This is a genomic window from Secundilactobacillus mixtipabuli (genome assembly GCF_002217925.1).
GTDB lineage: Bacteria > Bacillota > Bacilli > Lactobacillales > Lactobacillaceae > Secundilactobacillus > Secundilactobacillus mixtipabuli.
In genome coordinates, this window is the sequence record NZ_BCMF01000003.1 from 178,873 (window position 1) to 205,509 (window position 26,637).

Consider the following 26,637-nt stretch of genomic DNA (forward strand, 5'->3'; position numbering starts at 1 on the left):
TATATAGAATGGAGGGTTTCCCATGAAAGTCATCGTCATTGGTGGTATCGCCGGCGGACCGTCATTTGCCACTCGGTTTCGGCGGTTAAATGAACAAAACGAGATCATCATCCTCGAACGTGGTGAACATATTTCGATTGCCAGCTGTGCGCTGCCGTACTATCTGGGCGGGGTGATTACTGACCGTGATTCACTGATTGAACGGACGCCAGCGGTTTTGAAGCAGAAAAATAACATTGACGTTCGGGTGAACAATGAGGTCACTGCCATCGATCCAGGCCGTCACGTGGTCAGCGTGAAGGACTTAAATAGTGGTCAGCAGTACGAAGAAGACTACGATAAGCTGGTTCTAGCAACTGGGGCACGGCCAGTTCTGCCACCAATCGACGGTATCGAAAGCGCGACTAACGTGTTTACGTTGCGCAGCCTAGCGGATGGTGATCGGATCAAGGATTATCTTCAAACGGCATCGCCAAAGCAAGTCACGATTTTGGGCGCTGGTGCGGCTGGCGTGGAACTCTCAGAGAACTTCCGCCGGTTAGGGCTTTCTGTAACACTGATCGATCAGGCGGACAAGGTGATGTTACCTTATGATCAAGAACTCACTGGTTTCTTGCAGGATGAATTGGTCAAAAATGGTGTTGAAGTGAAGCTGGGTGAGACGATCGACTCGGTTGAAGACAGCGGTCGTGAGCTTCATTTGTCGGATGGCAATGTTCTAAACACGGATATGCTGCTGGTCGTCACAGGGGTTACACCCAACAGTGAAGTGGCTGAAAGGGCTGGCATTGAGCTTTCAACGGATGGTCACATCGTCGTAAATGGCCAATTTGAAACTTCAGAATCCGATATTTACGCCATTGGCGATGTGATTGAAACCACCAGCCGGATCACGGGCTTACCAATTCCGAGTCTGCTGTCCAGTGCAGCTAACCGGCAAGGACACCTTTTAGCTGACATCCTAAACGGTGAACCATTGCATTATCCCGGTTTTACAGGTGTCAGCGTGGCAAAGGTCTTCAACCTCACCGCCAGCATGGTTGGGTATTCCGAAGAAACGTTGCAGGCAGCTGGTGTTACGAACTACGCCAGCCTGTTTGTCACACCGTTTGACCACGCTTATTTCTATCCGAATGCCAAACGGCTAAATATCAAACTGCTGTACGAACCGGACACTGGGAAAATTCTGGGTGGTCAATTTGTTGGTGAAAATGGCGTGGATAAACGGTCTGGTGAACTTTCAACCGCCATTGCCGGCGGCCTCACCATTGATGAGTTGCCAGGGGTTGAATTACCGTACTCACCGCCGTTTTCAGCACCCCGTGATCCGTTAAACATGGCGGGCTACGTGGGCATTAACCAGCGCCAGCAGGCCAATCAAACGGTGAAATATAGTGACTTAACAGAACCGGAACGGTGGGATGGCACCTTCCTAGATATTCACGAAGAAGGTAAACCAGCCAGCGGCAAAATTGATTCCGATCTGGCAATCCCACTGACGGAACTGCGCGACCGTTTGAAGGAAATTCCAATCGATCACACAGTTTACATTCTCTATCGAAAAGGTCTCGGGCCGTATAATGCCAGCCGAATTTTAGCGGGTAACGGGTATGATGTGAAGATTGTGACTGAATAGATTGATAATGAAAGTACGGCGTGACTTGATACTTTGGGTCTTCTCTCTAGTTTTTTATTGAAATACACCCTAAAGAGCAACCCAATAAAAAAAGTGCTTCAGCATTTGCTGAGCACTTTTTTTGCTTTAAGGATTAATCAAATCTTATTTAGCAGGAACTAAGATTAGGGTTGTCATACCACCATATGCACCTTCATCAGCCCAGCTCTCAGGTTCGATGCTACCACCGATATACCAGCCACTGTACTTAGCTCTAGTGCTTGCATCATAACCAGCCTTTGTCAAAGCTGCGTCAATGTTAGCTTTCGTAAATGGTTCTGGTTCATTAACCTTAGCATGAACAATTACTGGCTCAGTGCCACTAGGTAAGTGCAAATTATTATCAATAGTCTTAGTCATGTCAGGACCAAAGTAACCTACCCGATCTACACCATCGTCTAAGTTGTTGTAACTCTTAGCTGTTGAGTATAGGAAATTACTGAATGTGGTGTTGGGGAACATTTGCATTAACGTTGCATCACCAGCAAAAAGACCATTTGCATTAGTCTTACTCCAGTTGATGTTCTCAACTGGTGCTAGATCGGTGCTAGTTGCACCTGTGTTGGTGGTTGTACCTGTATTTGTTGTGGTATTAGTTGGTGTAGTAACAGCGCTTGAAGCGATTGACTTCAAGTAGCCATGCCATACCCAGCCTGTGCGGTTACCGGCACGGAACTTGTAGTAGATTGAAGCTTTACCGTTCTTAACCACGTGAGCAGCGTAGTGTTCTTCAACCTTCGAACCGTAATAACGCATCGTGCCTACCTTACGTGATAAACGACCATTGTTGTATACGTAGGCGTTTTTGTTAGTTACTGAGACCGTCTTGTTGGGGATGTTCTCATAATAACGTAAATAAGTGCTGGCATGTGCCGTTGTCTGCGTGGTTGATAAACCGAATAACAAGCCACCGCCGATAACTAATGACAAGCCTAATTGTTTCTTTAAATTCATTTCAATATCCTCCCTTTAGAAACCACTATATTATAGTCTAAATTTTCGGGGGGGCAACATACCCGCTTTAAATGCTAAAAATTCATCCGCAACGTTGTGCCAAACTCTTGATTTTAGCGACTGAAATATTAGTCTTACAGATTATCCAGAAATTGCCGAACACCCTGCAGCCACTGAGCAATCCAGTCCGAGTGCAGATTTAAAACGACCAAGAACAGTGAGAAGAGAAACAGTAAAATCACCATGATCAAGTGTAATTTCCGTTGCCGCATGACAATGGCGATATATTCGCGCATCACGGCATTGGGCAGGAAGAAGCCAGCAGTTTTTGAACCAATACCATTAGCTTTTAAACCAGCTTCTTGCGCAAACATAGCTGCTCGAAACGTATGATAGTTGTTGGTGACAAAGATCGTTTTCGGTTTCTTGATGGGTGATTCGTCGATGATTTTTTTGGAAAACCGCATGTTTTCAGCCGTTGTTTTTGAAGCTGTTTCGGCTAGGGCATCGTTGGCGCCCACACCGTGAGCCACCGCGTATTGCCGCATCGCTTCACCCTCTGGCATGGTTTCGTCGCCACCTTGGCCACCGGAGAAAATCATCTTCGGCGCGTGGCCCGTTTTCTTTAGCTGACGTTGGTAGAACTGGATTCCCTTGTTGATCCGTTGTGCTAACAGCGGTGTGACTTGGTCGCCGTTCATCAAACCGGCACCTAACACAATGATGAAATCCTTGTTGTGACGGGGCCAGTAGATTTGGTAGAGCACCAGCACGGTGAGGTAGTTATAAAACCAGAAAACGGCATACAGGATACATAAAACGGGGAAAGTGGTGAATAATTCAGCCCAGAAAGCGGGCAGGTGGGTTCGAATGAGGCCCATGATGAACGGCAATAAAAAAATGACAATGCCTAAATAAAGGGTTAATAAGTTTGCCTGTGAATGGCTCTCCCGTCGCCAGACGATGGCAGCATTCCAAAACAGTAAAACGGATTGAAAGGCAAATGCTAAGCCAATACAAAACAGGACGAAAAGGAACAAGATCCCGACTGGATAAACAATGGCGGGATTTTCCGTTCTCAGGATGGCAATAGCCAGTGACAGCCAAAAACTGTAAAAAAATAGGTTGAACCAAATGCCGTTGCGTAGCCAGGTTCGGTTGTATGTATAACTGATGGCAAAGATGACAAAGAATGCCATGGTGATCAGCCAGGTGAATAAATAATCTCCTTGCAAAGCTAACTCCTCCTTAAACGTTGAATTAATTATACTCTAAAACCCCAAAATACGATGTGATGTAACATCAATTTGGCTTTTACTTCAGAGATGTCTATACTAGAAAGGCTGCTATATGAAGATAACGACATTATCCTTGTTAAAGCATTATTCAATAGGTATAAAGAGAGGATCCTTATTTTGCAAAATCAAACCATTCCGAAAAAGACCATTCTAGCAATCATTGGTGCTGGCATGATGGCGTTCTGCGGTGTTTTAACAGAGACATCCATGAATGTGACCTTCCCAACGCTGATGAAGCAGTTTAGTCTATCCATGAGTGTCGTTCAATGGCTGTCCACCGGTTATTTATTGCTGGTATCGCTAACTATGGCGACTTCGGCGTATATTCAACGACGCTATAAGATTCGCAGTATTTTTATTTTTTCCGGGGTGTCATTTATTATTGGCAGTTTTGTTTGTGCCATGGCACCGAGCTTTGTTGTCTTATTAGTTGGCCGGTTGATTCAAGCCATCGCTACAGGTTACGCGATCCCGTTATTATTTGCCATTATTTTGCAGCAAATTCCCGTTGCCCGGCTCGGTGTTTTTATGGGATTAGGCGGCATGGTAGTTGGTGTTGCACCGTCACTTGGACCGACCTATGGTGGGATGAATACCTTCTTATTTTCATGGCGCGAAATTTTCTGGTTCATTTTACCCGTTGTTGCGATTGCACTTTTACTGGGTGCTTTCACGATTCCGCAAAAAATTAAGACCCGCCGTGACACGTTTGATTTTCTGGGCCTGATTTTGTTAGGGATTTCCTTCTTCTTGATTGCGGAAGGCTTTACTGAAGCCGGTAACTTTGGCTGGCTCAGCATTCAGTTCTGGGGCTTCTTGGTTGCCGGATTGGTCGTTATCGGCCTATTTATCTACCATTCGCTTCACTCGGACCGTGATTTATTAGACCTCACGATTTTTAAATCACCGACCTTTGTGCTGAGCATTATCCCTTATTTTTTGATTCAATTGATGAATATTGGGATTTCGTATCTCCTACCTAATTACAGTCAGCTGGTCTTTGGGGCTAATTCACTGGTTGCCGGTTCTGCCATCCTATTGGGCAGTCTGATCGGCGCAATCGTTCAGCCAATCAGTGGTCGACTTCTGGATTCGCACGGTGCTGGTTACCCAATTCGGATTGGTAGTGTGCTGATCGTTGTGGCAATGGTGTTATTTGCGCTATTTGGTCTGCACTTGACTATTCCACTGATCATTGGCTTCTATTCAATCTTCGGTCTAGGTTTCGGCTTTAGCTTCGGCAACGTGATGACCAATGGGATTCAGCAGGTGCCTGGTAAATTACAGCAGGATGCCAACGCCGCCTTCAATACCAGTCAGCAATATGCCGGTTCAATTGGAACGGCGATCATGGCGGCCATTCTGACCAGCAGCCAACAGAGTGATTCGCACTTGTCACAGGCGGTGTTATCAGCTCGTGGCGGCGATCATGATTTTATTTTGCTCGCTATCTTGGCTGTAACGGCAGTGATGTTGATTTTGATTAATTTCCAAAAACAGGCGAAAACTAGCCAGGCATAATGTAATAGAACGCACAAAGAAGTTGTGATGTCAGTCTATATTGACAAGAATTTAAGCTAGTTTCTTAACTGGAATATGAAAGCCAGTTTATTTTATTCACTACTTCCACATTGTCTAAACGTGCTTCACAACTCAGATTCCGGCCATTCAAGACAAATAAACCCCATCCCGACAAAAGCATCGAGATGAGGTTTATTTGTCTTGAATTCTGGAATCTACCGAGTTGTGGCACACTCTCTAGGTTAAGAAATCCTTTCAATGCATTTCGGGATTAGGCGATTAGGCCTCGAACTGGTAAAATAGAGACAACTTTAAGGTGTCAGTGAAATGGAGGAATGAACATGATTGCAGGGATCATTATTGCAGTGGTTGTCGTTATTTTAATCATTGCTTACGTCAGCGCGTATAACGGTTTGATCAAGGGCCGGACTTACGTACAGGAATCTTGGAGCCAAATCGATGTTCAGTTGAAGCGTCGGAACGATTTAATTCCTAATTTGATTGAAACGGTAAAGGGGTACAGTCATTATGAACAAAGTACCTTGGAAAAAGTCGTCGGTTTACGAAATCAATTGGTGAACAGTTCGGGTGAGGACCACCAGAAGACGATGGCCGTTTCTGATCAACTGAGTAATTCATTGAAGAGTATTTTCGCGGTGGCAGAAGCTTATCCAGATCTGAAGGCTGACCAAGAATACACTAAGTTAATGGAAGAACTCACGAATACTGAAAACAAAATTGCTTATTCACGGCAACTGTACAACTCAAGCGTTGCCAGCTTTAACCTGAAGATTCAATCATTTCCAAGCAACATTGTGGCATCAATTCACCACTTCAAGATCAGCGAATACTTGCAGGTTCCTGAAGAAGAAAAGGCAGCGCCAAAAGTGTCTTTCGATAAATAAGCGGGGATGACAAGAGATGTTATTCGAACAAATTGCGCGGAATAAGCGGCGCACGATTTACGTCCTGACGGGGTTCGTTATTTTAGTACTAGCTATCGGGGCGGCGATTGGGTATGTCTTTTTTGATAGTTACATTGCCGGATTAGTACTAGCGTTGGTTTTTGCGGGCGTGTACGCGGCAATCATGATTGGCAATTCAACCAATATCGTGATGGCGATGAATCACGGCCACGAGATTACTAAGGCGGAACAAGCACCGGAACTTTGGCATATCGTCGAAGACATGGCATTGGTGGCGCGGGTTCCCATGCCAAGGGTGTTTATTATTGACGATCCAAGCCCCAATGCGTTTGCAACCGGCAATAACCCCCAACACGCAGCGGTAGCAGCTACTTCTGGTATCCTTGAACGGTTAAACCGTGAGGAACTGGAAGGCGTCATGGGCCACGAAATGACCCACGTGCGAAACTATGATATTCGCCTGCAGACGATTGCCTTGGCGTTAGCCGCCGCCATTACCGGTATGGTGAACTTAGCCGGTAACTTTTTCTGGTGGGGCGGTGGCAGTCGCCGACGCAGCAGCGATAGCGAGGGTGGTAACATCCTCCAAATTGTGATGCTGATCGTGTCGATCCTGCTGGTCATCTTAGGTCCCATTGCGGCAACGATGGCCCAAATGGCGTTATCAAGAAACCGGGAGTATTTGGCGGATGCCGGCAGTGTAGAACTGACGAGAAATCCCCAAGGCCTGATTTCGGCATTGCAAAAGATCTCAACTTCAGAACCAATGAAGGAAGCGGATCCAAGCAGTGCCGCACTGTATATCTCAGACCCAATGAAAAAGAAAAAGTCATTAACCCACCTCTTTGATACGCATCCCCCGATGGAGGAGAGGATCGAGAGGCTGAGGAAGATGTAGAGCACAGAGCGCAAAAAGGCTCGGGTTGATTCCAGAGTGTAAGTAAATAAGGAAGGGTCTCCCCTGAACTTTGGGGAGACCCTTCCTTATTTACTTACATGGCAGGAATCTGAGCCTTTTTGCGCGTTTCAGCTATATAAGAGGAAAAATAAACTCTTATATGGCAGGAGCCTGAGCCTTTTTGCGCGTTTCAGCTAGGTAAAATCGACCAACTCGCACTCATTCGAAATTTCCCATCGCCACCATCCCCATAACATGTTAATATAATAACAATCCGATTAACAAACAATTAGAAAATAGAGGTGTATAGCATGACAAGAAAAATTGGTGTCATCGGAATGGGTAATGTTGGCGCAACTGCTGCCCACTATATTGTGGCTAACGGTTTCGCTGATGACTTAGTTTTAATCGATATTCGCGAAGATAAGGTGAAGGCTGACGCGCTCGACTTTGAAGACGCAATGCCGAATTTACCAGTACATACTAATATTACAGTTAACGACTACTCAGCATTAGAGGATGCAGATGTGATTATTTCAGCGGTTGGTAACATTAAACTGCAGGATAATCCCAATGATGACCGGTTCGCTGAGCTGCCATTTACCAGCGATGCAGCTAAAAAAGTGGGAGCTAAAATCAAAGCTTCTGGATTCCATGGCAAGATGGTGGTGATTACTAACCCAGTTGACGTGATCACTTCGATCTATCAACAAGTGACCGGATTACCTAAAAACCACGTGGTTGGAACTGGGACTCTGTTGGACTCAGCACGGATGAAGCGAGCTGTTGCTAATGAATTAAACATCGATTCTCGTTCAGTGACTGGTTACAATTTAGGGGAACATGGGAACTCTCAGTTTACGGCATGGTCAACCGTACGCGTGTTAGGTAAACCGATTACTGAAATTGCAGAGGAGCGTCACTTGGACTTAGATGATCTTGATCATCAGGCGCGGGTCGGCGGCTACACCGTGTTCCATGGTAAGAAATACACCAACTACGGTGTCGCGACTGCAGCAGTTCACTTAGCTAATACGATCCTGAGTGGTGCTGAGACGGAAATGCCTGTTTCAAACTACCGTGAAGAATACGGTACTTACCTCTCATATCCAGCAATTGTTGGCCGTGATGGGGTTCAAGAACAGCTACAGTTGAATTTAACTGAAGAAGAGTTGAAGAAGCTTCAAATTTCAGCCGATTATATTAAGACCAAGTTTGCTGAAAGTACAAAATAATCCGTTATGAAGCGAACTAGCAGCTAATCCGTCATTGGATTGGCTGTTTTTTATTGGCCGGAAGGGTGTTAAATGATATCACTAGAGATATCGCCCGAAAACTGATATACTACAATACTTATGACTAAAATCGTGGGAGGGGTTTAGATGACGGGCAAAGTGAAACGTGCCATTCTGATTTTAATTTTAAGTGAATTCTTAGTTTGCCTCGGGATTGGGCTGGTTATTCCAGTGATGCCATTCTTGCGCAATCAACTGCATTTATCAGCTTTTGACATGGGTGTGATGACAGCTTTGTTTTCATTTGCCCAGTTTATTACCTCACCAATCATTGGCCGAATTTCGGATCGGGTCGGCCGAAAGCCAATCATCGCCATTGGACTGGCTCTTTATGCTGTCTCAGAAATTCTGTTCGCACTGACTAATTTACTGGGTATGTTTGATTTTGCCCGGGTGATCGGCGGTATTTCAGCGGCGATGGTGACACCGACCGGGATGGCTTTAGCGGCGGATATTACGACGAAACGCCAACGGGCCAAAGTCATTGGCTGGCTATCAGCAGCTTTTAGCGGCGGTTTAATTCTGGGGCCTGGGATCGGCGGTATTCTGGCTGGATTCAGCTACAAAACGCCATTTTGGTTTGCCGGTGCCTTAGGTCTATTAAGTACGATTGCGTTATTAATCCTATTACCAAAGGATTCTGAAATTGAAAAACCAACGCAAATCAGCGCTCCTGGCGAAAAACCAACGAACGCTATGAATGGCGATTGGCACGACTTGCTGATTAAACCCGTCATTTTATTGTTTGTTTTGATTCTGGTTTCGTCGTTTGGCCTGCAAGGTTTCGAAAGTATCTACAGTCTGTTCGTCAACCAAGTCTTCCACTTTAGCATTGCTAACATTGCGTTAGTTTTGACGTTAAACGGCCTGATTTCGCTCTTCTTCCAAGTTATGTTATTTGACCGATTAGTGATTTACTTTAAGGAAACAAGACTGATTCGAATTTGCTTCTTATTTGCACTGGTTGGGACGCTTTGGATCATCTTTGCCCACAGCAAGATCGAAGTGATCATCGCGACGTTACTCGTCTTCACCGCGTTTGACCTTCTGCGACCGGCGATTACAACTTTGTTAACCAAACTCAGTGCTAAGAACCAAGGCCTGATCAACGGGTTAAACATGTCTTTGACCAGTGTTGGTAACGTCATTGGCCCGCTGATGTCAGGTGCGCTATTAGATATGAACACGCATTACCCGTACGTTGTTGTGGCCGGATTCTTAGCCATCTCGTATTTCTTGGCGTTTGCTGTTAAAATTAAACCACATCATATTGCGTAATGGAGGCTCATTTTGAAGAAAGCAGAATTGGCGAGTCAGTTTGTGAGCCAACATCAACAGCAGTTCCAGTGCCCAGTGTGCGGCGGTGAAATTGATTCTGTGGTTGATCAAACGATTTATTGTGAACATGAACATAGCTTTGATATTTCTAAAAAGGGCACCTTATTTATGATTAACGCGCCCGTGAAAACGGAGTATACGGATGAGATGCTCCGCTATCGGCAACAGATGCTGACAGCCGGATTCTTTGAACCGATGCTAAAGGCGGTATCAGTACAGATCAAGCACGGTGGGTTAGTTTTAGACGCCGGTTGCGGTGAAGGAACGACCACCAAATGGTTAGCGCAGCAAAATCACAACGACGCATACGTTGGCTTAGATATTTCTAAACCAGCCATCAATATTGCAGGCTCGGGTGCAGTGAATGCCCCCCAGCCACTATTTATGGTCGGTGACTTAGCTAAATTACCGTTTGGTGATCAGCAGGTGACGACCATCGTCAACATTTTGTCGCCAGCTAATTATCAGGAGTTTGACCGGGTATTGCAACCTGGCGGTAAGTTGATCAAGGTGATTCCTAACAGCCAGTATTTAAATGAGTTGCGAGCGCTGGTTTATCCGGAAGGTGAGCACGCGACTTACGATAATTCGCCGGTGAAAGACCACTTCATTGCGCATTACGGCAACGTTGAATTTACACCGGCCCATTACCAGTTCGACCTGACGCCAGCCCTGTTTAAGGCACTGTTTGAAATGACGCCGTTGACCTGGCGGGCAGCAGAGCGAAAAGAAAGTATTTTGAAGCAAGGCTTAACGCAGATTACGGCTGATTTTGAGATTGGTGTCGTAACCAAATAAGACAGAAATAGGCTCTAAGAATCAGGCGAAAACGCTGTTGGTTCCTGGGGCCTATTTTTAATAAAGAAGTAGTTGGGATAGTTGCAATCCTAATGAAAAAAAGTAAGGAAAAGTCTGTTTATTACTGTTTTTTTAAAGCATAAATTGTTATACTTAGGGCGAACACTGGTTAGTTAATGGTTATGTTAACTTGGAAATTATTTAATGACGTTAACTGCCTTTGTCAGCATCTCGTGAAGGGGGATGCTGGGAGATAGAATTGAATTTTGCTGGGGGGCAATAAGATGAACAAGCAAGTTATGCAAGATATACAAAAGGAACATAAAAAGGTCCTACAAGATAGTGCTCAAGTCAAAGAACATTATAAGATGTATAAGGTTGGGAAAATATGGCTTTTTGCCGGTCTATTCACGATTTCACTAGGTGCCGGTCTTACGTTTGGGGATCATGTAGATGTACATGCGGCTGTAACGGAAGAAACAGCTCAGAAGGCTACTACACCAACTAATTTACAAGACCAAAACGTTGTGCTTGGCAGTAAAACACAAGCACAGGACTCTGCAACCGAAATGAAAGCGGTTGCGGATACCGCTGAAACGACAGGACAATCCGAGGTACAACCAACAGCTGACCAATCCTCAACTGATGCCAAGACACCTGCAACCAGCGATACGCAAACTGAAACAGCCACCGCTAATGTCCAAACAACTAATTTAGGTGACGTGACTGATCAAAGTACCATTGATCAAGCAAAAGCTGCTGCAGCGCAAGCTTATGCGCAGACTGGTAAAGCACAGGTTATCACAGCGGTTTCTGGCGCTGAAGGAGAGCCGGCAACTGCGGCGGATCCGGTGGAAACTGTTAGTGCAACAGTGGAAGATGCAACGAAGACGTATGACAATAAAACCGATACACCAGCAACCTTTAACGTTAAATTATCTGATAATTTAACGGCACCCACTGGCTGGTTTGTAACTGGTAATAAGGACGAATATCAGGTCGCCGCAGCTTCTGGCGATATCGATTTATCTAACATTAATCAAAACGCTGGTACTGATGACAATGTCATTACGCTAAGCGCCACTGGTTTAGCTCGGATAAATGCCGTTAAAGCTAATCAGGATAAGAACTTGGTATTGACTGCTGCGGATGTTACTGCAGGCAAATTAACGATTAGTAAAGCACCAGTAACAACTGGTTCGGTAACGATTCAGGATACTTCAAAGCTGTACGATAACGATGCCTCAACAGATCCAACTAGCTACAACGTTAAACTTGGCGACGGGTTAATTGCACCAACTGATTGGACGGCGAATAGCGATGGCACTTATACCGTTACTGTAGCTTCTGGTGATATTGAGGCTAATATTGATAGTCAAGAGGCGGGCAGTTACTTAGTTGACTTAACCGAGAGTGCTCTTCAAAAGTTGAATACGGTGAATACAAACTATAATATTACCGCTGATCATGTTACACCAGGAATCTTTAAAATCGAAAGCAACACCAAATTAAGCATTGGAGTTGCAAAGATAACAACGAATGCTTCTTTACCAACAACATTGACGGTATCCATTTCTCGCGAAGAAGTAGTCCCATCCGATTGGACTTCTGGTTATGATAATACTGGCCAGGATGATAAAGTTTATAATGTCCCAATTAACTATTTTGATACTAATTCGGTTGATAAGACCACAATAGGTAATTACACAGTTAATTTAACAGCTACGGCACTTGCTAATTTAAATAGTGCCAATCCAGATCGACAATTAGCAACAACTAATATCAAGCCTGGACAAATTTCGGTAGTAGCAACTAATCCTAGCGTGACACGTTATATATCTAACTTCGGTGGCGGTTTCCCAAGGTCAATGGACGGGAAAGTTCTGGGCGATGGTCAGGGAGTTCAGCTAACTTTGAATTTCTTTTCTGCTGACCAAGGCAATGATTATCAAAACTTTACCGATATTGTGATTGTACCGGCAGGTATGACGATTGCAGATGCATCAACGGCTACGGTGAATGGAAAAACAGTTACGACCTATACGAAATCTACGAATCCTGCTCAAAGCTTTGAGAATCAGGTCAAACCAGCTTTAGATAATAACGGTACAAATTATTACTCTGACTTTAAAGTGACACAGTTAGATAACTATAAAAATCGGCAAGCTTTTGCTGTTCAATGGGGAGACGTCAATACAGTTGGTCACACAGGTGATTCGTTTAAGGTTAACATTATGGTTGATCCTGATGTAAAAGATGTGACAACAGTTGGTTATGGTGATTTGGAGGATGAAAATGATGCAGCTATCCTGTATGCTACCGACGATACTAAATTAACTGGTGGCAAATACAAATTAAGTTATGGGGGAGCATATCCTAGTATTCAACCAGTGGCTACTGCTTTGGGATTGGATAATGCTGTAACTTTGGCAAGCTCGTATGCTGTAAATACAGACGGTTCAAGAAATACGCAATGGGCAGGTCATTTCACAATCGTTCACTACCCAGTTGAAGATACTTATAACCTAACGGATGAATCAGGAACAGTTATTGGAACGGCTGTTACCACACAAGGAAAAGTTGGTGATACGTATAATCCATCCTCAATCTTACCGCTAACAATTACTGCTACTAATGGTACTAAGTACTCCCTTGATGAATCGAGCATTCCAACTGAGCAAAGCTTTAAGGCCAGCACTGCTACTTCTCTGAAGGATGGCGAAACTTTTCTTCCAGGAGCAACTTATACTGCAAAATACAAACAGGTTATTAACACTACAACTAATCAAGCGAAAGTAAGCGACCAAACGATTACCTGGGGCGCAGCCACACCAACTAGCTACACGGTGACGTTGCCTAGCGGCTTAGCAGCACCAAGTAACTGGACAAGTACGGGAAACAACACTTATACAGTTGGTTCCAGTGATGGCGACTTAGATTTATCTAATATTAAAAATCAAGTTGGCAGTTATGATGTTTTGCTTTCAAATCAAGGATTAGCTAACTTAGCGGCTGCCAATCCAGGCTGTCTGTTTGATAACCAGATTAATGGTGTAGGTAAATTAAATGTGACAGCTCGGAATATAATTGTGACAGTTAAAGATACGGCAGGAAAGCAGCTTAAAGACCCACAAACTGTCAGCTTAGGTACGAATCAAACAGTAGCTGGTGCCGATGCAGGTCTTGGAACAGATTACCCAACGAGTCAGTTAAACACCATTACCTTTAACTACGTCGACAATGCGCAAAATACTACTGGAATCAAACAAGCTACATTAGTTGTTAATAAGGCCGATAATACAATCACCCAAACTACCACTTACTTAGACAGTAGTAAGCCAGCTTCAACTACAACAATTACTGCTGCTGAATTAGGTGGTTCTGATGCCGGTGAAGGATTAGCTCTTCTGTTAAATATGGGTGAAATTGGATCCGTCATTGGATTTGGTGTTACACCTCAAATTACGTTTGATCAAGCAACGCCACTCAGTGTTTATTCTTCAGTCAAGGTAGTGTATAACCAAAAAGCAACTGCTACTGTCACTTATGTTGATGATGATAACAATGGCAGCGTGGTTCCTGATACTGGTTCTACTTTGAATGGCTACATTGGAGATGTATTGTCTTCACAAGTGACTATCCCCGAGAACTATATTGCAGCAAGCACCGATGCATTGCCAACTACGGTTACTTTGACTGCGGATGATAGCGATAACCTTACTATTCATTTGAAGCATCAGTTAGTTACTGATGAATCTGGTAAGGTTACCAGTACGCAGACGGTTAACTATGTGATTAATGGCGGCGATTCTAGTAAGACACCGCAACCAAAGTCACAAACGATTACTTGGAATACGGTCACTGATAAAGTCACCGGGACTTCCTATGCAACAGCACAAGCAGGATATGCTGCTGTAAACACGCCTAATATTGCAGGCTATACGCCTAGCAAAACAACTGTCAATGCTGAATATCCAGGTGCGATCAAAACTAGCGATATCAAAGATAGTACTGTGACGGTCACTTATACCCCAGATCAATCTACTACCACTATCACCTTTACAGGTTTGCCAGCAACTAAGACACCTGAAAATAAGACCATTACGACTACCACGGATGAACCTTATACCTTTACTGGTATTCCGACTATCCCTGGTTATACACCAAGCACAACTTCCATTACGGGTATTGGTACATCAACTGGTACTTCAATAACGGTTACTTACAAGGCAGATAACAATTCTGCTAAAGTGACCTATGTCGATGATGTCACTGGTAAGAGTATCGATACAGATGCGATTGAAGGTGTCACAGATAAAACAGGAGATTATACAGTCGTAGTGCCTGCTAATTATGAATTGGCAAAGAATCAGGCAAATATAGTTTCTTACCACATTACCCCTGATGATACTGATAACATCACTGTTCATTTAACTCATATCGTTGACCATGGGACTAAGACCACTAGTCGAGTAATTAACTACGTCATTGATAATCCTGGTGCCGATTCAGTTCCACAAGCGCCAAAAACGGTTACTCAAACTATTACTTGGCATACGTCAACTGATAAGGTGACGGGTGAAACGGTTGCAACCGCTGATAAAGTTCCAGCTCCAGCTGTTGCCATTCAATCTATTGATGGCTACACGGCCACTATTAATGGTAAAAATGCAACCGAGGTTCCTGCATTCTTTGCGGGTGCTACGAATGCTGATGATTTAAAGGATACGGTGGTAACTGTCACCTACAAGCCAAATACTGTCACGGCTAATGTTCAGGTGCCAAGTAACAAGGGCAATCAAACCGTGACGGGTGTATCTGGTACGGTTGATAACCATGTTCAAGTTCCTGTTCCAGATTTACCAGGTTATACGAAGGATAAGAACACTGTGCCAGCAACCGTCAATCCAGATGGCACGATTACCGTGGATGGCCCAAGTGCTAAAACTGGGGATAAGGGTTATGTTGAATACACCCCAGATGCTCAATCCATTAAGGTTCAATTTGTTGATGATACTGGAGCGGATTTAGGTTCTGCCATCGTTATCTCTGGTTTCTCAGATGGTAATATTGATTACAGCAGTGCCTTTGCTAAGGAACAAGAACTGATTAATCAGGGTTACACACCACAAGGTTATATATCATCAACAAATAAGGGTGGTAATAACGGTTTAGCGGGCGCTCCTAAGACTTTTACACAGTACGGTAAAGTTCCAACTTACATTGTGGAATTAGGTCACGTGGAAAGTGTCGAAGTCGATAAAGTGACAACGGATGTCCCATATGCCAACGGTTACACAGTTAACTTTGTCACACCAAATGGCGATGTGGTCGGTAAAACCACGGTTCCGGCAAACCCAGGTGTTGATAATACAGTTGACGTCACACCAAATATCCCAGCTGGCTATGTACCAACGCCAGGTCATGATAAGGTATACGTCAACATTCCAAAGGGTACTGATCCAACTAAGCCGATTACGGTTAATGTCACGACACCAGCTGGCAAAGATGCTGACGGTAAGCAAGTTTGGATCAAAGGTGAAGTGACAACGGATGTGCCATCTACTAACCAATACACGGTTAACTTTGTCACACCAAATGGTGATGTGATCGGTAAGACAACCATAGTAGGCAATCCAGGCAATAATCTCGATATTACACCACACTTACCAAACGGATATGTCCCAACTCCAGGTAAGACTGGCAATATCACGATTACTAAGACTGATGTGCCGGGTGATAGTAAACCAATTATCTTCAACGTCACGACACCAGCCGGTCAAGATGCAGATGGCATTCAAGTTTGGACCAAGGGTGAAGTGCCAACGGATAATATGCCTTCAGCCAACCCGTATACGGTTAACTTCGTCACACCAAATGGAAAGGTGGTTGGTACGACAACCGTCGTAGGTAACCCAGGTAACCGGTTTAACGTTTCTGGTAACGTGCCAAATGGGTATATCTTAAACGGTACGGATGGTGATGTTGAGATTCCAGAAGATCCAACTACACCAATTAAAGTTAGTGTTACTGTTCCTGTAGTGCCAAATAACGGCGGGCCAACTACGGATGTTCCTAGTGGATCAACTGATGAAGGTACAGGCGAGCCAACCGACAATAACAACGAGACACCTACTGGTGATTCGGATAATAATACAATTACCACTGGTGGCGCTGATCACAATACCGTTTCTGGTGATGGTAACAATAGTCATCGGATTTCGACTGGTTCCAGCGAGAACACAGTTGGTCGCGGTTCAAGTGAAGCTAACGGCGGAACTCAAACTGGTTTTAGCCAACAAAGCGGTACTGTGGTAGCCGGCCGAACACAAAGCAACCAGAATGCTAACACTGCTAAAGCTACAACATTGCCACAAACCAATGAGCAAAATACCAGCGTTTGGGCATTGCTTGGCCTTAGTCTCATGAGCTTGCTGAGCCTATTTGGATTCAAGAAACGCGAAGACGAGAAGTAATTTGATAGCCGTTTGACGCCATGAAAATGGCAATACGGCGGATACGCAAAAATAGGTGCCATACCGATTGAATACCGGTATGGCACCTCTTACTGTCTACTGATTTAATGATGCGTGACGTAAATGTAAAGGGTGGTTTTCGAATAACCGAGGTCAAAATCAATACCATTTGACCGAATGGTACTGGTCGTAGTCTGGTTACTGTTCTTTTTGTTTGCTTTGTTAGCAAATCCCTTTAACACGGTATTAGTATCAGCACCAACACTGCCAGTTAGCACAGCGAGTTCCTTCATAAAGGTTCCCGCTGCTTTTTTGGACTTCAATGATGATGTTGGCACCATTAGCGTGGCACCAATGAGCTGACCCTTATCAACGTTACCACGAACCGTAGCGGTGGCTGTTTTCTTGAGGTTATAAACCCCAGTGCGGGCTTTAGCGGTAATGGTATCGTCAGCTACTTGCTGTTTAGCCTTCGCGAATGCGGGTGCCAGCTTAGCCTGAGTTTGCTTTAATTGCGCGCCCTGAGCTTGTAGCTTGGCGCCTTGCTGAGCCAGTGATGCAAGGGTTGCCTGAGCTGATAGATCGCCGGCTTTTAACTTAGCCTGAGCGGCCTTTGAGTCAGCCTTCAACTTGGCACTTTGCTGTTGCAGTTGGGCGCCTTGTTTTTGCAGTTTCATCGCAGCAGCCTGATCCTTTTTGGATAAGACTGAGCCCATCAAAGCCTGATTATAAGCAGCAGTGAATTTGGCGTAGCTCATGATTGCCGGGCTTTTTTTGACCACTACAGAAGCTTTACGGCCGCCGGCATTCAGTTTAACCGTCTGTTTGTAAGGCTTCGCGGGCAAGGTGATGGCATAGCCGCCATCTTTAACTGCCTGCTTCTTTTGCGACCCATTATTGATGCGGTATTGAACCTTTTTTTGATTACTGTGTCCCTTGATAACGGCTGTCATCCCACTAGGAGCGTAACTTTTATGGTCTACTGATAGTGTGGCTTTACCGCATCCCACTAGTACGACGCTAAGCAGGGCAGCGGATAAAATTAAACGGAATTTTCTATTCATAACGTCCTCCTAACTAAATGAGATGCCTTCAGTAAATTGACTGTTGTACAGGTCAGCATAAAACCCGCCCTTTTTGAGCAAGCCTTCATGAGTCCCCGTTTCAACAATCGAACCGTGATTCATCACAATGATGTTATCAGCGTTTTGAATCGTGGAAAGCCGGTGGGCCACCACGAAGCTGGTCCGGTCCTTCAGCAGTAAGCTCATGGCGTGTTGAATCTGAACCTCAGTCCGAGTATCAACGGAACTGGTGGCTTCATCCAAAATGAGAATTTCGGGATCGGCAACGAACGCTCTGGCAATGGTGACTAATTGACGCTGTCCTTGAGAAATGTTGGAGGCGTCTTCGTTCAGCACGGTGTCGTAACCATCTGGCAACTTGCGAACAAATTCGTCCACATGAGCGGCTTTTGCGGCCGCAATAACTTCTTCTTTAGTGGCGTCTTCACGGCCGTATTTAATGTTATCGAAAATACTGCCGGTGAATAGCCAGGTATCTTGCAATACCATGGCGAAGTGTGACCGCAGTTCTTCACGGTCCATGTTGCGCGTATCTTGGCCGTTCAGTAAGATAGCGCCGCCTTTAACGTCGTAAAAGCGTTCAAGCAGGTTGATGATGGTCGTTTTACCTGCACCAGTCGGACCAACGATGGCGACTTGTTGCCCCGGTTTAACCGTGAGATTATAATCCCTCATCAACATTTCGCTGTTTTGGTAGCCAAACTGCACGTGATCCATTTCCAACAGATTGTCCGTTGGCTTAACGGGTGAATCATTCGAGGTATCCTTCATTTCTTCTTGATCAAGCACGTCGAAGACCCGCTCTGCTGAAGCAATGGTGGATTGAATGGTGTTCATCAAGTTAGCCAGTTGTGAAATGGGTTGTGAGAATTGGTTGGTGTATTGCAGGAAGGCCTGCACGTTACCAAGGGTAATGTTACCGTTGGCGACTGAGATACCACCGATGATAGCAACGAAGACGTAGCCAATGTTATTCAGAAACATCATCAAAGGCATGATAATACCCGAAATAAATTGGGCTTTCCAAGCTGACTGATAGTAGACGTTGTTTTGTTTCTCGAAGGAGTCGATGGTGTCTTTTTCCTTGTTGAAACTCTTCAAAACCTGTTGGCCAGAATAGTTTTCTTCCACCTGGTCGTTCATCAGGCCTAAACTCTTTTGCTGGGTCGCGAAGAACTTTTGTGACTTTGGTGCAATGATGCCGACAATGATCAGACTGAGTGGAATGGTGACTAAGGCGATCAGCGTTAGTTTCCAACTGATTGTGAGCATCATCCACAGTGTTCCGATAAAGGTTACCGTGGAGGTTACCGCTTGAGTCAGACTTTGTTGCAGCGTGTTAGCGATATTATCCATATCATTGACCGCTCGACTCATAATATCTCCATTGCTATGAGTGTCATAATAACGGATTGGCACGACGCGCATTTTTTCTTTCATGCGACGGCGTAATTTATAGACCGTTTTTTGCGAAATTAACGTCATGATCCACTGCTGGAGGAAACTGAAAACGGCAGCAGTCATGTACATGAGTCCCACAATAATGATGATGTGGATGATTTTATCGTAATTAATTGGCAGGTGAGAGATTTCAAACCCGGCTTTTTGTTGGGACTGTCCCTTCATGACGCCGGCGAAAATCTCAGTGGTTGCCTGGCCTAAAATCTTAGGCGTCCGGATTTGGAAGACAACACTGGTAATGGCAAAGATCATGACGAGGATCAGGCCCCAAACGCGGTCAGACATGTAGCTCATTAACCGGCGTGTCGTGCCCCAAAAGTTTTTCGGTTTTTCGACGAGGCCGCCGTGACCATGACCTGAACCGTGGCCGCCACCAACGTGGGTAGGACGGGTTGATTGTTTAGATTTAGAATCAGCCATTATTCAGCGTCCCCCTCTCTGATTTGTGACTTGATAATTTCCTGATAAACTTCATTGGTCTTTCGGAGTTCATCATGGGTACCTTTACCGACTAACTAACCGTTATCAAGGACAAGGATTAAGTCGGCATCTGCCACAGTGGCGATTCGTTGTGCCACAATGACGGTGATACTCTTTTGAATGTGCTTATCTTGGCGTAATTCGGCTCGCAAGTCAGCGTCGGTTTTGAAGTCCAGTGCTGAGAAGGAATCGTCAAACACGTAAATAGCGGCTTGCTTAACTAACGCACGGGCGATGGCTAACCGTTGCCGTTGACCACCAGAGAAGTTACCGCCGCCTTGTTCAACAATCATATCAAGGCCGGCTGGATCCTCTTCGACGAACTGACGCGCGCGGGCAATTTCCAACGCGTGCCAAATTTCATCGTCAGTGGCATCTGGTTTACCATAGGTCATGTTTTCTCGCAGTGTACCAGAGAACAGGGTCGCTTTTTGCGGTACTAACGAAACGGCATCCCGTAATTTTTCCGGTGAAAGCTGTGTCGTATCGATTCCGTCAATTTTGATTTGACCCTTTTCAATATCATAAAAACGTGGAATCAAGTTGATCAACGTTGTTTTACCTGAGCCGGTTCCACCAATAATGGCAACTGTTTGGCCGCTCTTAGCACTGAAGTCGATGTCGGTTAAGGCTGACTTTTCAGCGTTACGGTAACGGTAAGAAACGTGGTCGAATTCCAAACTGTGATCAGCTTCAACGGGCAGGTCTTGAGGTTTTTCAGCAACTTTCATCGTCGATTTCAAATCAAAGACCTGCTGAATCCGTTTAGCAGAGGCTTGCGCCCGTGGAATAAAGATCAAGACCATAGAGAGCATCATGAAGGACATCAAAATCTGCATGGCATAAGTCATGAAGGCAATTAAATTACCGACTTGCATGGCCTGGTTACCGATCAAGCGGGCACCAAATAAAATAATGGCAACGTTTGTCCCACTCATGATCAGTGTCATGACAGGAAAAGCTAACGCTAGCAGGGTGTTAACGTTGATAGCGTTTTGCGTATAGTCGACGTTAGCGTCTTCGAAGCGGTCCTGTTCGAATTGGTCTTGCCGGAAGGCCCGAATGACCCGAACGCCGGTTAACCCTTCCCGAAAGATCCGGTTGATGCGGTCAGTTTTAGTCTGCATCGCTTGAAACATTGGCATGGCATACTTCAGCATGATTCCCATGAAAATAGCCAGCAGGGGCAGAGAAACGAGAAACACTGATGTCAGCGTATGATCCTTTGAGTAGGCTAAAAAGCTCGCCCCAACTAACATAATTGGTGCCATGATCATCATTCTTAACATCATGATGGCCACGTTTTGGATTTGAACCACATCGTTGGTGGTCCGGGTTATTAATGAAGAAGTTTCAATTTGATCGTATTCATCAGTCGAAAAGTTCATCACTTTGCGGTAAATATCGCTCCGTAAGTTTTGGCCGAGTTTTTGTGACGTTGTTGAAGCCAGCAGAACGTTACAGATAGCGGCAATGATGCTGAGTAATGAGAACCCAATCATCTTCATACCGACTTTCCAAATGTAGCTGACGTTACCCGTGGCAACCCCGTTGTTAACAATATCAGAGGTTAAACTGGGCAGGTTCAGGTTAGCAATAACCTGGATGGTCATGAATATAATCGCGCCGAAAACGGCTAGATAGGAGACACGACCTTTGGCAATTTTAAGCATTGCAAATCTCCTTTCATGTGTCAAAAATAAGCATGTGCAACCAACTATTGTACACCTATTTGACGAAAACACACGTAAAAAATCTTATTCAAGCTATCGTTGATTGATTGTCAGATTTAAGTTGTAATTTGGAACGTATGTTCGTATAATGAGGGTAACGAAAAGCAGGGGGCACTGATAATGACAAATGAAAACGACGTAGTGATTCATTTACCTCAATCGGTTGATATCAACGAGTTTGCGCATATTTTGGAAGCTGCCTTTGAAGAACATGGCATTGAATCCTACCATGTGAGTTATCAGGCACATGAAAAGTAGCTAAAACGGGCACCCTCATGCGAGGATGCCCGTTTTGAACTTACCTTAATAGATAGATAAATTAACGTTGGTCAGCTGGCATATCATAAACGGCTCTTGGCCCGCCAATGAGTTTTGGCCGTGACGTCAAGAACGTGGTATGAGCAGCACCAATTTCTTTAACAGAAGTTTTAACTGGAATCTGAACCCAACGCACATGCATGCCGATTTGGGTATCACCGATATCCATGCCGCCATCCGCGACGATCCGTTCAACTTCAACGGGGTCTTTGAAGGCTTTATAAGCGGCTACCTGACCCGCACCGCCTGCGTGAAGCTGCGGTACCACGGAGACGATTTCGTAACCGCGGCGATCAGCCGCCTCCCGTTCGAGTAACAGTGCTCGATTGATGTGCTGACAGCCCTGAACCGCTAGATTAAGATGGTGTGCTTTTAGAATTGGCAGCAACGTGTTGATCACGGTATCGCCAATCTCTTGATTGGAGTTTTGCCCCATCCACGAACCCATTACCTCACTTGAACTGAAACCAAGGACAAACAGGCCATTTTCTGGCAGGGTCACTTGGTCAAAGTATTCATTGAGGGCAGTTGTTAATGAGGTCTTAATGTCATCTGAAGTCATGATCGTATTACTCCTTTCAATCCATATGTAAAGTTACTTGTTCATCATACCTTCATAAAGGCCGAATTACAATCAGCCTGCTTTGGTAAGGCGAGTAAATAATAGTAGGTTTCTTTAAAAACGATCAAACGGCTGGTCAATCCGATTTTGCGCGGTCGCTGGTTAGAAATATATGGTACATTATTATTGTGAGATAATCTATAAGTAATCATTAAATCCTTGGGGGAATTCCAATCATGGCAGAAGAACTTAAATACTGTCCCAATTGCGGCGCGGAAATTGCTGCAACAGATGAATTTTGCGGTAAGTGCGGTTTTGATTTGAAGACTTTTCGAACCAGCCACGCGCAGTCAGAAACAGCATCAGTTAAACCATCGTTAGCAACTGATACCACGGCAGAACAGGGGCATCCTAGAGCAACGGTGAAGGCTAAACGAGTGGCAGGGCGTAAGCACCGCAAACGGTGGCCCTGGATTCTCTTTGGCATCGTGCTCTTGTTAGTGCTGTGCTTTGTTGGTGGTTCATGGTACTACAGCAAGGGCAATCAAGCAAGTCGATTAGCCACCGAAGTGACCTCAACGGATGATGATGACATCGCGGATGCCTTAGTTGACGATAACGGCCAAAAAGTCGATGATGATGCTGTTAAACCGCTTCAGAGCCTCTACGAAAGTGACTCAAATGCTAGGGAAACCATTAAACAAGCAGTTAAGTCGATGGATACCAGTAAGGCACCGTTTGAACTGGTGGAAGCGGGTCACCACTTCTTGTTTACCCGCTATGTGCTGCAAGCCAAGGAATATCATTTAACCATCAAAACAAACGTTAAGGATGCCACGATAACTAACAACGGTGATTCAGTCTCTGTTAAACCGGTCAGCGGGGGCTATACGGTTGATGATATGCTTCCTGGACGCTATACCATGCAGATCGCTGGTAACGTGTCTGGCAGCACTCAAAGCGTTACCAAGCTTCTGCCGGCAACTAACATTTACCAGCAGTTAGATAACACGATCAGCGTTAAGGTGAAGGCAGATCAGGATTCGTCTGATCAGGCACCTGCTCAGCAGAACAATAATAGTGATCAGACCAGCGATAGCAATGATGATAATAGCGGTGCTACGGACTATTCGTATGATACTTCACTGCGCAACGATAATACCGATGATGATATTTTAATTGGTGATTGGCGCAGCAGTGCTGGCACCTGGGAATTTAACGATGATGGTACCTATGAAGGCGAAGATACGAACGATAATGATTTAAGCGGTAACTGGGAAGTTGTTTATCATAAGGGCAACTATTGGAACATTAAGTTTGACCATGATGACGGGAAAACCGATGTTGAACCTTACCGTTATGAAAATGGCCAGTTAGTACAGTGTCAATTAAAGCTGCACTGGCATGCAGACGATTAAATCGAAGTTTAATTAGGTTTCATTAAGGTGCCAAGACGATTGTTTTGGCACCTTTTTGCGTGGAATCGTGATTGTAGTTGTGAAATAATTCCTTACCTTATATAATCAAGTCAGTATACAAGTTAGTCGTTGCGACAGGAGGCGGAGATCATACTTGAATTATTGAATGCGCGAACGTTACAAGTCACGGACGGGGCGAACCTCAGCTGGGAAGAAGCCATTGCGCTGGCGGCTCAGCCACTGGTGGATGAGAAGATCATTGAACCAGCTTACATTGATGCAATGATTGGCGTCGTCAAAGAGAAGGGACCCTATATGAATATTGGCCCTGAGATCGTCCTAGCTCATGCTAGGCCTGATAATAGCGTACATGGTATTGGCTTGTCCCTGTTAAAAACCAATTCTGCCGTTAACTTTGTTGATCGGGAACACCCAGTCAAGCTATGGTTCGTTCTGACGGCCATTGATAGTCAAAGCCACCTTGGTGTCATTCAGCAGCTGATGACACTTTTAACGAATAAAGAAGCTGTCAAGCAAGTTCTGGCGGCTGATTCAGTTGACCAGATTTTAGCTATTTTAAAGGGACTAGATGCGTCGCTTTGAGTCTTATTGTTGTCTATTGTTATCTTGATGAGGAGGAATTATCATGAAAATTCTTGCAGTTTGTCAAAGTGGTTTAGGGACCAGCTTTATGGTTCAAATGAATATTCAGGCCGTCTTAAAGGCGGAAAACGTGGATACGAGTGATATTCAAGTGGATCACTCCGATGTTGGCAGTGCCACTCCCGATGCAGCGGATTACTTCTTTGTTGAATCAACGCTGGCAAATACGGTCAGCAGTTTACCAAAAGACCGCGTTGTTTTGCTGAAGTCATTGATCGATAAGCAGGAAACCAAGGCGCACGTCAATGACATTCTTGATAAGGAAGGCATTCAGTACACTGCTGAGTAACCATCTTTAATGGGGGAACGATAATATGAAAGCTATTTTGAATTTATTTGTCAGTATTGCGTCTCAGCCGGCGATCTTAGTTGCTATCATTGCGATGCTGGGCCTCTTTTTACAAAAGAAGAAGACTACTGAAGTCATTCAAGGGACCATTAAGACCTTTGCCGGTTTCTTGGTGCTAACGGGTGGTGCCGGTATCCTGAGCAACTCCTTGCTGCCATTTGCGAAGATGTTTAAGTTTGCGCTGCACGTGCAAGGGGTGGTTCCTAGTAATGAAGCCGTGGTCGCGATGGCACTGGTAAAGTACGGCAGTACCACCGCTTTGATTATGTTAATGGGCATGATTGTAAACGTTTTATTAGCCCGGTTTACGGCCTTTAAATACATTTTCCTAACGGGTCAGGCAATGTTATACATGTCCTGCATGACAGCCGTTATTTTGGTTAGCGCACACCTGGGAACCGGCTTAACGACCATCGTACTTGGCGGTGTCTTTGAAGGCACTTTGCTGACGATCACACCAGCGCTGACCCAGCCGTTCATGCGCCGAATTACTGGCGGCGATGAAGTAGCAATGGGCCACACCGGCAATATTGGTTACGCTACGGCCGGATTAATGGGTAAGTGGTTTGGTAATCCCAAAAAGAGTACTGAAGATTTGGAAATCCCCAAGAGTCTTGGATTTTTGCGTGACTCCACCGTTTCAATTACCCTGCTGATGGGGATTGTTTATATTGTTTTAGCTATTATTGCGGGACCCGGTTTTGTTGAGAAAAATCTCAGTGCCGGATCAAATTATATTATTTACGCGTTAGTTCAAGCAGGGACCTTTGCGGCAGGTTTTGTGGTGGTCTTACAAGGTGTTCGGATGATCTTGGCTGAAATTGTGCCCGCCTTTCAAGGGATTGCCCAAAGGCTGGTACCGGATTCCAAACCCGCGTTGGATGTGCCCATCATTTTTCCATACGCGCCAAATGCTGTATTATTAGGCTTTTTTGTTAGTTTCATCGTTGGGACATTATCCATGTTTGCTATGATTGCGCTGGGAACCACCGTGATTATTCCAGGCGTTGTGGGTCACTTCTTCTGCGGTGCAGCTGCCGGTATCTATGGTAATTCTACTGGTGGCCGTCGCGGTGCGATTATCGGCGCGACTGTGAATAGTTTACTCATCAGCTGGTTGCCACTGTTTATCCTGCCAGTTCTGGGGACACTCAAGCTATCAGCGTCGACTTTCGCCGATACCGACTACTTGATTCCCGGTATTTTGTTGGGCAACCTCGGCAGTTATGGTCAAGCAGGGATCATCACGGGAATTCTGATTTTCGTAATCTGTGTCTTGATTGCCAGTCGAATTGTGACCGTTAAAAATCGCTCTAAGCAAACGACTGACGGTAATCACAACTAGCTGACTGAGTGTCAGTCAGTGTATCTAGTCAGTTAGATTTTTAG

At 44.9% G+C, this 26,637-nt stretch carries 18 protein-coding genes and 1 pseudogene; 13 read left to right on the top strand and 6 right to left on the bottom strand.

Annotated features, from left to right (window positions below; translation table 11 throughout):
* Window positions 1–22: 22 nt before the first annotated feature.
* Entirely contained in the window at window positions 23–1,636 is a 1,614-nt protein-coding gene (locus IWT5_RS03550; RefSeq protein WP_089108572.1) for an FAD-dependent oxidoreductase, read from the top strand.
* 144 nt (window positions 1,637–1,780) lie between these two features.
* On the opposite strand, the gene IWT5_RS03555 is transcribed toward IWT5_RS03550, so the two are convergent.
* Both IWT5_RS03555 and IWT5_RS03560 read right to left on the bottom strand, forming a co-directional pair.
* Window positions 1,781–2,629: a hypothetical protein gene (locus IWT5_RS03555; protein WP_089108573.1), complete on the bottom strand. Its 849-nt coding sequence runs from the start codon at window positions 2,627–2,629 to the stop codon at window positions 1,781–1,783.
* Between the two features lie 134 nt (window positions 2,630–2,763).
* Window positions 2,764–3,864 carry a YdcF family protein gene (locus IWT5_RS03560; RefSeq protein ID WP_225360205.1) on the bottom strand — a complete coding sequence of 367 codons (1,101 nt, stop codon included), beginning with the start codon at window positions 3,862–3,864 and terminating at the stop codon, window positions 2,764–2,766.
* Window positions 3,865–4,044: 180 nt separating this feature from the next.
* Here IWT5_RS03560 and IWT5_RS03565 point away from each other — a divergent pair, with 180 nt between their 5' ends.
* The 7 genes from IWT5_RS03565 to IWT5_RS03595 all read left to right on the top strand — a co-directional run bounded on the left by IWT5_RS03565 (window position 4,045) and on the right by IWT5_RS03595 (window position 17,179).
* The gene (locus tag IWT5_RS03565; RefSeq protein WP_159459279.1) at window positions 4,045–5,448 is read left to right on the top strand and encodes a DHA2 family efflux MFS transporter permease subunit; all 1,404 of its coding nucleotides are present in this window, start codon (window positions 4,045–4,047) and stop codon (window positions 5,446–5,448) included.
* Window positions 5,449–5,789: 341 nt separating this feature from the next.
* On the top strand, window positions 5,790–6,353 hold the full coding sequence (locus IWT5_RS03570; protein ID WP_089108575.1) for a LemA family protein: 564 nt from the start codon (window positions 5,790–5,792) through the stop codon (window positions 6,351–6,353).
* Window positions 6,354–6,369: 16 nt separating this feature from the next.
* Window positions 6,370–7,272 carry a zinc metalloprotease HtpX gene (gene htpX, locus IWT5_RS03575; RefSeq protein ID WP_089108576.1) on the top strand — a complete coding sequence of 301 codons (903 nt, stop codon included), beginning with the start codon at window positions 6,370–6,372 and terminating at the stop codon, window positions 7,270–7,272.
* Between the two features lie 311 nt (window positions 7,273–7,583).
* Window positions 7,584–8,507: an L-lactate dehydrogenase gene (locus IWT5_RS03580; RefSeq protein ID WP_089108577.1), complete on the top strand. Its 924-nt coding sequence runs from the start codon at window positions 7,584–7,586 to the stop codon at window positions 8,505–8,507.
* A 147-nt stretch (window positions 8,508–8,654) separates the two neighbouring features.
* Complete coding sequence (locus tag IWT5_RS03585; protein WP_089108578.1) at window positions 8,655–9,845, top strand: MFS transporter; 1,191 nt, start codon at window positions 8,655–8,657, stop codon at window positions 9,843–9,845.
* A gap of 12 nt (window positions 9,846–9,857) precedes the next feature.
* Window positions 9,858–10,703 carry a methyltransferase domain-containing protein gene (locus IWT5_RS03590; protein WP_089108579.1) on the top strand — a complete coding sequence of 282 codons (846 nt, stop codon included), beginning with the start codon at window positions 9,858–9,860 and terminating at the stop codon, window positions 10,701–10,703.
* Between the two features lie 284 nt (window positions 10,704–10,987).
* Window positions 10,988–17,179 carry an MBG domain-containing protein gene (locus IWT5_RS03595; protein ID WP_089108580.1) on the top strand — a complete coding sequence of 2,064 codons (6,192 nt, stop codon included), beginning with the start codon at window positions 10,988–10,990 and terminating at the stop codon, window positions 17,177–17,179.
* 104 nt (window positions 17,180–17,283) lie between these two features.
* On the opposite strand, the gene IWT5_RS03600 is transcribed toward IWT5_RS03595, so the two are convergent.
* From IWT5_RS03600 to IWT5_RS03610, 3 genes and pseudogenes are all read right to left on the bottom strand, one after another.
* Entirely contained in the window at window positions 17,284–18,243 is a 960-nt protein-coding gene (locus IWT5_RS03600) for a hypothetical protein (RefSeq protein WP_089108581.1), read from the bottom strand.
* A 9-nt stretch (window positions 18,244–18,252) separates the two neighbouring features.
* Window positions 18,253–20,145 (bottom strand): ABC transporter ATP-binding protein, encoded by a 1,893-nt coding sequence (locus IWT5_RS03605; RefSeq protein ID WP_089108582.1) that lies wholly within the window; start codon window positions 20,143–20,145, stop codon window positions 18,253–18,255.
* A pseudogene (locus tag IWT5_RS03610) lies at window positions 20,145–21,878 on the bottom strand (ABC transporter ATP-binding protein). Before IWT5_RS03610 ends, IWT5_RS03605 begins: the two are co-directional and overlap by 1 nt.
* Window positions 21,879–22,058: 180 nt before the next feature.
* Here IWT5_RS03610 and IWT5_RS12185 point away from each other — a divergent pair.
* Window positions 22,059–22,196, top strand: coding sequence for a hypothetical protein (locus IWT5_RS12185; RefSeq protein ID WP_159459280.1), 138 nt, complete (start codon window positions 22,059–22,061; stop codon window positions 22,194–22,196).
* A gap of 61 nt (window positions 22,197–22,257) precedes the next feature.
* Here IWT5_RS12185 and IWT5_RS03615 read toward each other — a convergent pair whose 3' ends face one another.
* A complete protein-coding gene (locus tag IWT5_RS03615) occupies window positions 22,258–22,818 on the bottom strand; it encodes a TIGR01440 family protein (protein ID WP_089108583.1) in 561 nt (186 codons plus the stop codon).
* A gap of 236 nt (window positions 22,819–23,054) precedes the next feature.
* Between IWT5_RS03615 and IWT5_RS03620 the strand changes: the two genes are divergently transcribed.
* From IWT5_RS03620 to ulaA, 4 genes are all read left to right on the top strand, one after another.
* Window positions 23,055–24,236, top strand: a complete 1,182-nt coding sequence (locus IWT5_RS03620) for a zinc-ribbon domain-containing protein (RefSeq protein ID WP_089108584.1) — start codon at window positions 23,055–23,057, stop codon at window positions 24,234–24,236.
* 162 nt (window positions 24,237–24,398) lie between these two features.
* Window positions 24,399–24,839 (top strand): PTS sugar transporter subunit IIA, encoded by a 441-nt coding sequence (locus tag IWT5_RS03625; protein ID WP_369688567.1) that lies wholly within the window; start codon window positions 24,399–24,401, stop codon window positions 24,837–24,839.
* A 43-nt stretch (window positions 24,840–24,882) separates the two neighbouring features.
* A complete protein-coding gene (locus tag IWT5_RS03630; protein WP_089108585.1) occupies window positions 24,883–25,188 on the top strand; it encodes a PTS sugar transporter subunit IIB in 306 nt (101 codons plus the stop codon).
* Between the two features lie 25 nt (window positions 25,189–25,213).
* Complete coding sequence (gene ulaA, locus IWT5_RS03635; protein WP_089108586.1) at window positions 25,214–26,593, top strand: PTS ascorbate transporter subunit IIC; 1,380 nt, start codon at window positions 25,214–25,216, stop codon at window positions 26,591–26,593.
* Window positions 26,594–26,637 lie beyond the last annotated feature (44 nt).